This window comes from Chryseobacterium barbadense (assembly GCF_042849955.1).
Lineage (GTDB): Bacteria > Bacteroidota > Bacteroidia > Flavobacteriales > Weeksellaceae > Chryseobacterium.
This window is the reverse complement of record NZ_BAAFHL010000014.1, coordinates 54,180-66,120: the sequence shown is the minus strand read 5'-3', so window position 1 is coordinate 66,120 and position 11,941 is coordinate 54,180. Positions and strand designations below refer to the sequence as shown.

Sequence of the window (11,941 nt, the reverse complement as noted above, 5' to 3'; positions counted from 1 at the left end):
TGAATATTCAATGTGTTAAAGCCTAAAGCATTGGCCAGATTCACATCAGAAATTGTAGTGTTATTGATGGTTCCTGACACTCCGTTGTTTACAGAACAAAGTTTGTTGTCCGGAACAAATCCTCCAGCCATATTGCAAGCCGTAGAATTGGAACCCCCACCGGTGAGATAGGCTACAGCCCAATCTGATGCATAAAGGCTTCCACCATTGCTTACAAAGGTAGAAAGGTTGTTGTACACTGCCTGGTCATCAGATGTGATACCTGGTTTGGAGCCACAGTTGAGAAAAATAACATCATATTGTGCTATAGTGCTCATCACTTTCAGATCATTATAGGTAATCTGCGTTAAGGTGTATCCCAATCCCGTCACAATGCTTTCAATATCATCATACATCCCTTTTACATAAGCCATACTAGCCACCTGATTAAGTTTTGTGACGGCATTATCCAATACTGTTGTCTCATTTTTTTTAATGCTGACATTCACTTCGGTCCGGAAATTGGAACCATTGCCGGTCTGGATATTGAGAGTATGGTCTCCTTCAGGTGCTTCCAAAGTAAATTCACCATTAGCGTCAGAATAGGTATGATGCATTTTGGAATTTCCATCAAAAGTGAAAATTAATGCACCTCCGATTTCTTTTGCCCCATTTTTAGAGACTACTTTTCCGGAGACTTTGCCCATTGGAACTGTTGGCGTGGTAATTTCATTCACCTCAGTAGTGTCATTACTGTTGCAACCAATGAGTAGAAATATCATGGCTGCAATAAGAAAAAAGTTGATTTGTTTCATATTGATTGAAATTTTATGGTTTGTTTTAGTTTGTGTATAACAAATATAAAAAATATTTGAAAATAATGTAAAAATATTTTATTTTGATTGGTTAAAATATATTATATTTTGAAATTGAATAATGAGTTTATAATCTGTGGTGGATTTAATGAATACAACGACTAATTTCATAAATTTGCTATAAGGAAAAAATCAATGAACGATCAGCTAGAAGAAACAAAAAATTTTATACAGGAACTCAGCGAGCAACTTTATATTTATATCAGCCAGGTTTCACCGGCTGGCTTTGACTGGGTTTTTCATGCAGTTATCAAACTGGCTATACTTATCGCTGTTTTTTTAGCAGTTGATACTCTTATTAAATCCATGATCAATTTTACTTTTCGTTTTTTTCATAACGAAAAAAAGTACCCGGTAATAAAGTCCATCTATCAGTCTAAAATTACGAATTCCATTGCGCATATTATTGCTATCATCATTATAGCAAGTATTAATACTTTTATATTTCCTCCTAAGTCAATACCGAAAACCAATATATTCATTATAAGATCCATTAATTTAGGTTTTGTATTGATTTTCGCCGGAATGCTTTACAGAGGTCTTACAGCTTTCAGAAACTATTTCACCATCAAGCAGGATTTCTACAAGATCATGGCCCTGAATGCTATTTCTGAAACCGTAAGGATTTTAGGGATTTTCATCTTTTCTATTGTTGGGATCTGTGTGATTTTCGGGATCAAGGGAACAACAATTGTAGGTAGCTTAGGGGCGATTACGGCGGTGTTAGTATTGGTTTTCCGGGATACGATCCTGGGCTTCGTAACCGGTATCCATGTTTCTACATCCAAAAGCATGAAAGTAGGAGACTGGATCAGCATTCCCAAATATAATATTGAAGGAAATATTTCCGAAATAAGCCTTTTGACCACCAAGATTTTAAATTTTGATAAAACAATATCAACAATACCTACCTACGATTTATTGACTACGGAAATCAAAAATCTTCAGGTAATGTCCGAATCCAATACAAGGAGAATCAAGAAATCCATTTATTTTAATATCAATTCTTTTAAATTTTTAAGTGATGAAGATATTGAAAGGCTGAAAGGAATTAATCTTATTTCAGATTATCTTGAAGCCAAAACCACAGAAATAAAAAAAGAAAAAGAGAGTATTGCCAATAAAGATAAGGTGATCAACGGAAATCAGCTCACCAATATCGGAGTATTCAGATATTATGCCCAAAGATATATTGAAAACGATCCTGATGTAGACAGGGAAGGAGCAATGATGGTTCGTCAACTGGACATCACACCCCAAGGTTTGCCTTTGGAGGTCTATTGTTTTGCGAACGACTCGAAATGGGAACATTTTGAACAGATCCAGGCGGATATTTTCGATCATTTGTTGGTGGCATCCAAAGAATTTGACCTGCAGGTAATGCAGATAAGCGTAAAAGTATAATTAATAAGGAATCAGAAGTTTAGATAAAATCCTTCTCGAACATCTAACTTCCGGTTTCTAACTTCTAAATATAAAATGACAAAACTAAGCGTAAACATTAATAAAATTGCCACCTTAAGAAATGCCAGAGGAGGCGATATGCCGAGTGTAACAGAAGCTGCAATTAAAATTCAGGAATTTGGAGGTCAGGGAATTACCATTCACCCAAGGCCCGATGAAAGACATATCACCAGAAAAGATGTCTACGACCTGAAACCGGTAGTAATTACAGAATTCAATATCGAAGGAAATCCGCACCGTCCTTTTATTGATATGGTATTGGATGTAAAACCGGAACAGGTAACTTTAGTTCCTGATGCAGATGATGCGATCACTTCCAATGCGGGTTGGGATACCATCAAGCATCTGGATTTTCTTACGGATGTAATTGCTGAATTCAAAAATGCGGGAATCCGTACTTCGATTTTTCTTGATCCAAAACCTGAATTAGTGGAGTATGCAGCTAAAACAGGAACAGACAGGATTGAATTATATACCGAAGCGTACGCTAAAAATTATTTCATTAATAAAGAACAGGCCATAAAACCTTATTATGATACGGCTGTTGTGGCTGCTGATTTCGGATTGGGACTTAATGCAGGTCATGATCTGAGCCTTGATAATCTAAAATATTTTGCCGGCAATATTCCAAATCTACTGGAAGTTTCCATTGGGCATGCCTTAATTTCAGAAGCTTTATATATGGGATTGGAAAATACAGTACAGGCTTATTTAAAAAGATTAGCTGTTTGGTAGGCCATGAGTGAATTTTGTACCCCATTACCGGAAAATAAGAAACAGTATATCGGAGATATCGGAAAAATCCTTGTGGACGATTACGGTAAAAAAGAATACTACAAGCCGGAAGAGATCAAAAATGCAAATAAAAAAAGCAGGTGGTATAAGGGAACGGATTATTCTTGTTGGTCTATGTCTGTTTTCTCTTCCCATGACGATTTTGATGCGTATCATAAAAGTACGGGTGAGATTTGTGATTATGTTGAAATGAAACAGGCAATGCTCAGTGGTATTTCAGCAGATAGCCTGGATTTCGAATCTCTTGATGTTTCCGGAGCGGATATTGACATTGATTCCTCCTGGCTTGACTTTGGGGCATTTTTTGAGGCAATAGGAGATTTTTTCTCATCATTTTCAAATTAAAATATGGATAATACAATACTACATTCAAAAATATTCGGCGAAAACCTTTCGTCGACACCTCTTTTGGTATTTCACGGATTGTTTGGAATGCTGGATAACTGGGGGAGTTTCGGTAAAGATATGGGCGAGCTGCTTCCGGTTCATTTGATTGATCTTAGAAATCACGGCCGAAGTTTTCACTCGGATAGCATGAGCCATGATGATCTTGCTGATGATATCGCTCACTATATGGAGCATTACGGGATTCAGAAAGCTCATGTTTTGGGGCATTCTCTTGGTGGGAAAGCAGTGATGCAATTTGCGATCAGATATCCGGAAAAGGTGGAAAAACTAATTGTAGTGGATATCTCACCTAAAGCATATCCGCCACATCATCAGGGAGTAATCAAGGCATTGGAAAGCGTGGACTTTAATACAGTGGGCTCAAGAAGCGATGTGGAAGCTGTTTTAAACCAGTATATTCCAGAAAAATCAACCATTCAGTTTTTGGCTAAAAACCTGTATTGGGATGACAATAAAAAGTTGAACTGGAGATTTAATCTTAAAACCCTGTCTGAAAAATACAACGAATTTGTTTCCAATGCCATCAAATTTGGTGTTTTCAATGGCCCCACACTTTTTATATCCGGAGAAAAATCCAATTATATTCTTCCTCAGGATGAATTTGCCATCAAACAGCAGTTTCCAAAAGCCCAAATTCTAACTGTAAAAAATGCCGCTCACTGGGTGCAGGCAGATAATCCGGTAGAATTCAGTGATATGGTTAAGCGATTTTTAGATTTGAATTAATCTTTTTCCATCATAATTTGTAAATAAGTTAAAATTTTCTTAAAACAATAAATGAGGAGTTGGGTATATTAAATATTTTGTACATTAGAGTAATCAAATCGTTAAAAATATTATCATTATGGAAAAGAAAAAATTAAAAAAGCCTCTTTTTGCTTCATTTTTGGAAAAGCAAATTAAAGATCCTCAAACCATCAAAGGAGGGGTAAATACCATTACTTGGCCACATATTGATATTCCAACAACAAGTTGAATCCAATGAACAAGAAAAACTCAAAAAAGCCTTTCTTTGCTTCGTTTTTAGAAAAACAAGTTAAAGAACCTGAGAAGGTGCAGGGCGGAGGTTCTATTACTTCGGCCCTCCAGGATAACGTTACTTCTGTGCTTAAGGACTCGCTTACGTCAGCCCTTGAAGACAATGTAACCCGCCCGGGAGGAGATCATGTCACCTTGAAATATCCATCCGACAGTGATGAAGCTGTTGAATAAACTTAATAATCATCAAATCAAAGATCAATCATGAAAAACAAGAACTCAAAGAAAAAGCCTTTTTTCGCATCATTTTTAGAAAAACAACTTAAAGAACCTCAAAAAATAAAAGGAGGAACGGATATTACTATTCCGGAAAGAGACGCGGTTACCAAGCCAACCTACGATGTGGCGCATACCATGAAATATCCTTCTGACGGAGATGAAGAGGTACAATCCGTATAAGATGAGTTGTTTGTATAGAAACATATTAACAAAATCATATTTAAAAGGAAACTTATAGCACTAAGTTTCCTTTTTTAATAAAAACTTTCTCCATGATTCTCTGCATTACCCATTCACAGGATTTTTATACTATAGATCTCTTTTTTCAATATCTTTCCTCCAAAAATATTCCCTATTTCAGACTAAATTCTGATCAGATAAACCATCTTCAGAAGATAAATATCAATGAAAACTTTTTTGAACTAGCCGATGAATTTGGTAATACCATCCATTCACAGGACATCAAAGGCGTCTGGCATAGAAAATCGTGGAAAATAAACATTCCGGAGGAGTTGGATGAAGATTATGAAAAAATTTTCTTCAATGAGTATGGAAGCCTGAAATACAATATGTTCACTTTACTGGAAGATATTCCATGGATGAATCCCTATGAACGGGAAAAAAAGATTGATGCGAATAAATTATATCAATTAAAAATAGCCCGGAAAAATCATCTGACCATTCCCGAAACCTTATTTTCCAATGATGAAGAAAAGATTATGGATTTTTTTCACACCTATTGCAATGGAAAAGCTATAGCCAAATTGCATGGAGCCCTCGGCAAATCTATGAATGCGGAACATTTCCTTTCAACTACTATGATAGAAGAAAATAATTTAGAATGTATTTCAGATATTGCCTATTGTCCTATGATCTTCCAGCCTTATATTGATAAAGAATATGAATTAAGGATTGTGTATGTAGACGGTGAGTTTTTTACAGGAAAAATCAATAGTAGCGGAACGGCCGACTGGCGTGTAAGCCGGAAGCACTTTTTTTGGACCTCTTATGAGTTGCCTATGGAAATTCAGGATAATTTAACTTCCATGATGAAAGAAATGGGACTTTTTTTCGGAGCTATAGATATGATTAAAGGAAAAGACGGGAATTATTATTTCCTGGAAGTCAATCCACAGGGAGAATGGGGTATGCTGCAAAAAGAATTAGGATTTCCGATCGCAGAAAAAATAGCTGATAATCTTATTAAAAGAATATATACCAATGAACAATAAAATATTAATTATTACCCATACCCAGGATAATTTTTCTATTGAAAAAGTAACCGAATATATTGAGAAAAATGGCTTTGAAGTTATCCGTTTCGATGTTGATCTGTACCCGCTTCAAAACAGATTATCCTCTGTTTTTCAAAATGGAGAATGGAAAACTGTTTTGGAAACATCTGAAAACTCATACCGCCTGGATGATATTGCTGCGGTGTGGTACAGAAGAGCTTATAATATCGGAAACGGTTTAAAAGAGGAACTGGAACCAAAATTCCTCGGGGCGGCAATGGGGGAGGTCCGTAATACCCTTTTCGGGTTTTTGGAATCTATAGATGCATATTCCTTGGGAAAACCGAGTGTCTACAGGAGACTGGACAGCAAAGAAGAGCAGTTGAAGATTGCTGACAAAATAGGATTTAGGATACCGGAGACGTGCATTACCAATAGTCCTGATGAAGCCAAGAAATTTATCCTCAGGCATACTAACGTAATCGGTAAAATGCAGACCGGTTTTGCCATTTATGAAGATGGTGTGGAAAATGTGGTTTTTACCAATGAGATCAAAGAGGAAAATTTGGAAGAACTGGATTCTCTGACGTATTGTCCAATGCAATTCCAAAGAAAAATAGAAAAGAAAAAAGAACTGAGAATTACGGTGGTAGGGCAGGATATCTATGCATTTGAAGTAGATTCCCAACAGTTTGACGATGCCAAGGTAGACTGGAGGAAAGATGGCATCAACCTGATCGATAAGTGGGTAAAAACAGAACTTCCTGCAGAGGAGGAATCTAAAATTCTCGAACTTCTGGATGTCTACAATGTGGATTATGGAGCTATAGATATGATTGTTTCTCCTGAAGATGAATATTTTTTCATAGAAATTAATGCAGCAGGAGAATTTTTCTGGCTGGATAATCTTACGGAAAATAATCTCATTTCCAAAAGCATTGCCGATGTTCTGTGTGACAAGGTTCCGAGAAGAAATAATAAAAGCCTGGTTATATGAGTAAAGCGGATGAAATTTAAACGGAAACCTCTTTATCATTCACTAAAATAGTATATTTGTGAAATTAAACACACAAAAAAATGAAAAAAAGTATTAGAATTTTAGTGACCGTTTTAATTGGGTTTTCGGGAATGATTTTTGCCCAAAAAACTATTGATTCAACAATCTATAAAATAATAAAAATACAACCGAGTAAACTGGATAAATCCGTTCAGATGGCAGATGAACCTCATATTGTCTTTTATGATCCTAAAGTACACAACAATAAGATTTTGTTGTGGCTTACAGGAACAGGAGGGACAACGAAGCGTGTTCCCGGGCCATTTATAAATACAGCTCTGGAAAGTGGCTATAAGGCCATTGCACTTTCATTTATTTCTACACCAGGAGTATCGCAGGTTTGTATAGGAAAAACATTGGATTCAAATCCTGACTGCGCTAGCCAGTTTAGAAGAATGCGGGTGTATGGAGCGCCTGGTTTTTCCCTGATTCCGGACAAACCCCATGATGCCATTGTACCAAGACTGATCAAACTATTGCAGGATCTTTCAAAATCTGATCCTCAGGGAAATTGGACAGAATACTTGAAAAACGGTAAACCGGACTGGAATAAAATTGCAGTTGCGGGACAATCTCAGGGAGGAGGAATGGGTGAATTTATTGCCCAAAATGATTCAATTGACAGAGTGATCAGCTTTTCCGGCGGCTGGGATTATTCAGATTCGAAGGTGAAAAAAATTGCAAACTGGTATTTTAAGAAAAATAAAACTCCGAAGGAAAAATGGTATGCAACATATCATGTTGATGAGGTGGCTTCTAAGTCTTTAGCAGAAATATGTAATGCATTGGGAATACCAAAAGATCATATCTTTGCTTTAGATGAAAAAATAGATTCTTCTGTTAAAAATCCTGAAGCGAAACAGAAACCGAACCCATACCATACACAAGGGATTAGTAATATTGTGTATAAACCCATATGGCAGAAAATGCTTGGAAGTGGAAAAATAAATTAGATAATCAATGATATTTGTGACAGGGGCAACCGGACTTTTGGGCAGGGTAGTAGCTTTGGAGCTTCTTAAACAGGGGAAAAGCGTTCGTGCTTCCAAGAGGTCCGCAAGTGATTTGGAAGAGGTGAAAAGCTCGTATAAATTTTATACGGAAACCCCTGAAGCGTATTTTAATGCCATAGAATGGGTGGATGTTGACTTTGACGATATTTTGTCTTTGCAGGAAGCGCTTCACGGAGTGGAAGAAATTTATCACTGTGCTGCCAAAGTAGGATTTGATCCGAGAGATGATAAGGAAATGTATCACATCAATACGGAAGGAACAAAGAATTTACTGTATGCCATAGAAAGTTCAGCAGTAAAAAAGTTTTTGCATATCAGCACTGTTGCCGTTTTAGATCTTTTCAATGAAAAAGGAGAGCTTGATGAAAGTTCGGATTTTAATCCCAAAGAAGAGCATTCTGCGTATGCTATTTCCAAACATTTGGCTGAAATGGAAGTATGGAGAGCTTCCGCCGAAGGATTGAACGTAGCCATCGTTAATCCCGGAATGATCTTGGCCAGTGGAAGGTGGGGACACAGCAGCGGCGAGATTTTCCAGATCTTTGAAAAAAACGGCTTTACGTTTTCGGGCGGTTCTGCCTATGTGGACGTAAGAGATGTAGCCAGGATTTCTGTAGAATTAATGGAAAGAAATATCTTCGGAGAACGTTTCATTGCAGTTGCAGAAAATAAAAGATATTTGGAATTGGGAACACAAATCAGGGAGAAATTAGGGTTGAAAGCCCCGAAAGTTCTCTCCAGAGCACAGCTCAATATCGGCCGTTTAGCCAATATATTGTTCGGGTGGCTGATTCCTAAACTCAGGATGATCACAAAGTCCAATATAGAATCTGTATCATCATTCAATACCATATCCAATCAAAAAGTTAAAGAAAGGCTGGATTACCAATTCATTCCCGTACAGGAAAGTGTTGAATTCCACCTTACCAATTATATTAACGACAAAAAGCTGAAGAAATAAATGAATCTTGTAGAGGCTATCATCACCGGGAATGTAGAAAAACATGCTACAAAATCAGCCATTGGTTTCAAGAAGAAAGAAAGCTGGAAAGAGCTGAGCTGGAAGAAATTCGGTGAAATTGTGTTTAAAACAGCTAATGCACTGAAAGATGCAGGAATCGGGGAAAACGATAAAGTAGCCATTTATTCAGATAATTCTGCGGAATGGATGATCTTTGATCTGGCCTCCATGGCATTGGGAGCCATTACGGTTCCCATTTATTCCACCAATAATGCAGAACAGGCAGAATATATCATTAACGATTCTCAGGCGAAGACAATTTTAGTCGGAGATCAGGCGCAGTATGATGTCTGTCTTGAAATCGTAAAAAAAGAAAACAGCCTTCAGTCTGTTATCGTTTCCAAAAAAGCAGTCTGGATCAAAAAAGAATTCAGCAGCTATTATCTGGAAGACTTTATCGCCAAATCTTCAGCGGAATTTGAGATCTGTAAAAAAAATGAAGACGATGTAGCCACTTTGATCTATACATCCGGAACTACCGGAACTCCGAAAGGAGTGATGCTGACTCACGGAAACTTTCTGAAAGCTTTTGATGCCCATTTCGAGTTTTTTAAATTTAAAAACTTTGAAGAAGAGCTTTCATTGGCGTTCTTACCGTTAAGCCACGTTTTTGAAAGAAGCTGGAGCCTGCTCTGTTTAGGAGGCGGAGCAAGAGTTTACTTCTTGGAAGATCCGAAAAATATTGCCAAAGCACTGGAAGAAGTGAAGCCGACGATGATGTGTGCGGTCCCGAGATTTTTTCAGAAAGTATACGCCGGAGTATTGGAAAAAGCCGGAGAAGGTTCACCGATAAAGAAAAAGATTTTTAACTGGGCGACAGAAGTGGGAAGACAAGCTGCAGAGCTAAGAAGGAATGAGCAGCCGGTTCCATTTGTATTGAAAAGCAAAGAATTTATTGCTGATATGCTGGTTTTCAGCAAAATTAAAGAAAAAATGGGTGGCAGACTTTGGTTCCTGCCTTGTGGTGGCGCTTCTTTATCTCCGGAAGTAACCCAATTCTTTGAATCCGTAGGAATTCACATCACTGTTGGGTATGGCTTAACGGAAACAACCGCTACATTAACGCTTTTCCCGTTAACACATTTTGAGCACGGAACCAGCGGAAAACCATTACCGGGAGTTGAGGTTCGTATCGGGGAAAATGATGAGATACAGGCGAAAGGAAACGGCATTATGAAAGGATATTATAACAGGCCGGAGGAAACAAAAGCCGTATTTACGGAAGACGGCTGGTTCAAAACAGGAGACGCGGGAAAATTTGATGAAAAAGGAAACCTGATCATTACAGACAGGATCAAAGACCTGATGAAAACATCCAATGGAAAATACATTGCCCCGCAACAGATCGAAAACCTTCTCACCAACAATAATTTCATTCAACAGATTGTTCTGATCGCGGAAGGAAGACAATTTGTTTCCGCTCTCATTGTTCCTAATTTTGAATTTTTAAGAGATTACCTGAAGAAAAATAACATTCCGTTCACCAATTGGGAAGAAACGGTGAAGAATGATCAGGTCATCCAATTTTATAAAGAGAAAATCAAAGAACTGCAAGAACACCTTTCAGATTACGAGAAAGTGAAGAAATTTACATTAATGCCGGCTGAGTTTGAGATCAACACCGGCGAAATCACTCCGACTCTGAAAATAAAAAGAAATGTAGTTCTTAAAAAATATGCAGATATTATTGAGAAAATGTATTAATAGCTGGTGTTCAGAAAGAAATAAAGAGTCTCAGTAATACTTTTAATGCTTTTAATAAACTATGACAGCACAAGAATTTTTAGGAAAAGAAAATTATACGATAAGCACACAAACCGTTTCAGAAAGTTGCCCGTCCAATATTGCCCTGATCAAATACTGGGGAAAATATAATAACCAGATACCTGCAAATCCAAGCATCAGTTATACCCTTAACCATTGTAAAACAAATACAACAATGGAGTTTTTTGCAGATGAACCTTTTTCCGTACAAACTTTTTTAGCAGGAAATGAAGAAGTGAAATTTGCTGAAAAAATTGGAAAATACTTCAGAAATATCGAGCAATATTTACCCTGGGTTTTAAAAGGAAAGTACATCATCAGAACAGAAAACACTTTTCCTCACAGTTCGGGAATTGCCAGTTCCGCTTCAGGATTCGGAGCCATTGCAAAATGTCTGATGAAGCTGGATGAGGTTTTTTCAGGACGATCCTCCAAAGAAGAATCACTGCAAAAAGCATCCTTTTTAGCAAGATTGGGAAGCGGAAGCGCATGTCGGAGCTTATACAACGGATTGGTGGTTTGGGGAGAATCTGCGGAAGTGGAAGGAAGCTCGGATCTGTTTGCCGTAAAATATCTAGATTCTGAAATCCATCCCATTTTCAAAGATTTCAATGACTGGGTCCTATTGATCCATGAAGGACAAAAAAGTGTTTCCTCAACGGTAGGTCATGGTTTAATGAATACCAATCCGTATGCGGAAAGAAGATTTCAGGAAGCGAGAGAAAACTTTATTCCAATGAAAGAAATCCTGAAAAACGGAGATATGAAAAGCTTCATCCAATTAGTGGAGCATGAAGCACTTACTTTGCATGCGATGATGATGATGAGCGATCCTGCATTTATCCTAATGAAAACAGGAACACTGGAAGTGATCAATAAAATCTGGGATTTCAGGAGAGAAACAGACTTGCCGTTGTTCTTTACCCTAGACGCAGGGGCCAACGTTCACCTTCTTTTCCCTAATGATGGTTCCGAAGAGAAAATTAAAAGCTTTATTGAAACCGAACTATTACCGCATACTCAGAAAAATGGGGTAGTAAAAGACATCATGAAGTTTTAAAGATATGAAAAGA

Annotated in this window: 14 protein-coding genes; 13 read left to right on the top strand and 1 reads right to left on the bottom strand. The window is 37.4% G+C overall.

Features of this window, described 5'->3' with window-relative positions:
- On the bottom strand, positions 1-794 hold a 794-nt coding region (locus ACGHIN_RS08155; RefSeq protein WP_390452435.1), incomplete at its 3' end, for a carboxypeptidase-like regulatory domain-containing protein.
- 195 nt (positions 795-989) lie between these two features.
- On the opposite strand from ACGHIN_RS08155, the gene ACGHIN_RS08150 reads away from it, so the two are divergent.
- The 13 genes from ACGHIN_RS08150 (at position 990) to ACGHIN_RS08090 (ending at position 11,928) form a co-directional block, all read left to right on the top strand.
- Complete coding sequence (locus ACGHIN_RS08150) at positions 990-2,258, top strand: mechanosensitive ion channel family protein (protein ID WP_390452434.1); 1,269 nt, start codon at positions 990-992, stop codon at positions 2,256-2,258.
- 75 nt (positions 2,259-2,333) lie between these two features.
- On the top strand, positions 2,334-3,053 hold the full coding sequence (locus ACGHIN_RS08145) for a pyridoxine 5'-phosphate synthase (protein WP_390452432.1): 720 nt from the start codon (positions 2,334-2,336) through the stop codon (positions 3,051-3,053).
- 3 nt (positions 3,054-3,056) lie between these two features.
- Positions 3,057-3,458 (top strand): hypothetical protein, encoded by a 402-nt coding sequence (locus ACGHIN_RS08140; protein WP_390452431.1) that lies wholly within the window; start codon positions 3,057-3,059, stop codon positions 3,456-3,458.
- A gap of 3 nt (positions 3,459-3,461) precedes the next feature.
- Positions 3,462-4,247, top strand: a complete 786-nt coding sequence (locus ACGHIN_RS08135; protein WP_390452429.1) for an alpha/beta fold hydrolase — start codon at positions 3,462-3,464, stop codon at positions 4,245-4,247.
- 118 nt (positions 4,248-4,365) lie between these two features.
- Positions 4,366-4,497, top strand: coding sequence for a microviridin/marinostatin family tricyclic proteinase inhibitor (locus ACGHIN_RS08130; RefSeq protein WP_147462014.1), 132 nt, complete (start codon positions 4,366-4,368; stop codon positions 4,495-4,497).
- Positions 4,498-4,502: 5 nt separating this feature from the next.
- Positions 4,503-4,733: a microviridin/marinostatin family tricyclic proteinase inhibitor gene (locus ACGHIN_RS08125; RefSeq protein WP_390452428.1), complete on the top strand. Its 231-nt coding sequence runs from the start codon at positions 4,503-4,505 to the stop codon at positions 4,731-4,733.
- A gap of 30 nt (positions 4,734-4,763) precedes the next feature.
- The gene (locus ACGHIN_RS08120) at positions 4,764-4,958 is read left to right on the top strand and encodes a microviridin/marinostatin family tricyclic proteinase inhibitor (protein ID WP_390452426.1); all 195 of its coding nucleotides are present in this window, start codon (positions 4,764-4,766) and stop codon (positions 4,956-4,958) included.
- Between the two features lie 92 nt (positions 4,959-5,050).
- Positions 5,051-6,010: an MvdC/MvdD family ATP grasp protein gene (locus tag ACGHIN_RS08115; RefSeq protein WP_390452425.1), complete on the top strand. Its 960-nt coding sequence runs from the start codon at positions 5,051-5,053 to the stop codon at positions 6,008-6,010.
- Entirely contained in the window at positions 6,000-7,010 is a 1,011-nt protein-coding gene (locus ACGHIN_RS08110) for an MvdC/MvdD family ATP grasp protein (RefSeq protein ID WP_390452423.1), read from the top strand. The genes ACGHIN_RS08115 and ACGHIN_RS08110 overlap by 11 nt, the downstream gene beginning before the upstream one ends.
- A gap of 80 nt (positions 7,011-7,090) precedes the next feature.
- Entirely contained in the window at positions 7,091-8,023 is a 933-nt protein-coding gene (locus ACGHIN_RS08105; protein ID WP_390452421.1) for a BPSS1187 family protein, read from the top strand.
- Between the two features lie 7 nt (positions 8,024-8,030).
- A complete protein-coding gene (locus ACGHIN_RS08100; RefSeq protein WP_390452420.1) occupies positions 8,031-9,044 on the top strand; it encodes an NAD-dependent epimerase/dehydratase family protein in 1,014 nt (337 codons plus the stop codon).
- Positions 9,045-10,808, top strand: a complete 1,764-nt coding sequence (locus ACGHIN_RS08095) for an AMP-dependent synthetase/ligase (RefSeq protein WP_390452418.1) — start codon at positions 9,045-9,047, stop codon at positions 10,806-10,808. It begins immediately after the preceding gene.
- A gap of 61 nt (positions 10,809-10,869) precedes the next feature.
- Positions 10,870-11,928, top strand: a complete 1,059-nt coding sequence (locus ACGHIN_RS08090; RefSeq protein ID WP_390452416.1) for a diphosphomevalonate decarboxylase — start codon at positions 10,870-10,872, stop codon at positions 11,926-11,928.
- The last annotated feature ends 13 nt before the right edge of the window (positions 11,929-11,941 follow it).

Coding starts and splice junctions, on each gene's coding strand:
- ACGHIN_RS08135 (WP_390452429.1), top strand. CDS start 3,462: ATGGATAATACAATACTACATTCAAAAATATTCGGCGAAAACCTTTCG.
- ACGHIN_RS08100 (WP_390452420.1), top strand. CDS start 8,031: ATGATATTTGTGACAGGGGCAACCGGACTTTTGGGCAGGGTAGTAGCT.
- ACGHIN_RS08145 (WP_390452432.1), top strand. CDS start 2,334: ATGACAAAACTAAGCGTAAACATTAATAAAATTGCCACCTTAAGAAAT.
- ACGHIN_RS08115 (WP_390452425.1), top strand. CDS start 5,051: ATGATTCTCTGCATTACCCATTCACAGGATTTTTATACTATAGATCTC.
- ACGHIN_RS08105 (WP_390452421.1), top strand. CDS start 7,091: ATGAAAAAAAGTATTAGAATTTTAGTGACCGTTTTAATTGGGTTTTCG.
- ACGHIN_RS08120 (WP_390452426.1), top strand. CDS start 4,764: ATGAAAAACAAGAACTCAAAGAAAAAGCCTTTTTTCGCATCATTTTTA.
- ACGHIN_RS08150 (WP_390452434.1), top strand. CDS start 990: ATGAACGATCAGCTAGAAGAAACAAAAAATTTTATACAGGAACTCAGC.
- ACGHIN_RS08140 (WP_390452431.1), top strand. CDS start 3,057: ATGAGTGAATTTTGTACCCCATTACCGGAAAATAAGAAACAGTATATC.
- ACGHIN_RS08090 (WP_390452416.1), top strand. CDS start 10,870: ATGACAGCACAAGAATTTTTAGGAAAAGAAAATTATACGATAAGCACA.
- ACGHIN_RS08095 (WP_390452418.1), top strand. CDS start 9,045: ATGAATCTTGTAGAGGCTATCATCACCGGGAATGTAGAAAAACATGCT.
- ACGHIN_RS08125 (WP_390452428.1), top strand. CDS start 4,503: ATGAACAAGAAAAACTCAAAAAAGCCTTTCTTTGCTTCGTTTTTAGAA.
- ACGHIN_RS08130 (WP_147462014.1), top strand. CDS start 4,366: ATGGAAAAGAAAAAATTAAAAAAGCCTCTTTTTGCTTCATTTTTGGAA.
- ACGHIN_RS08110 (WP_390452423.1), top strand. CDS start 6,000: ATGAACAATAAAATATTAATTATTACCCATACCCAGGATAATTTTTCT.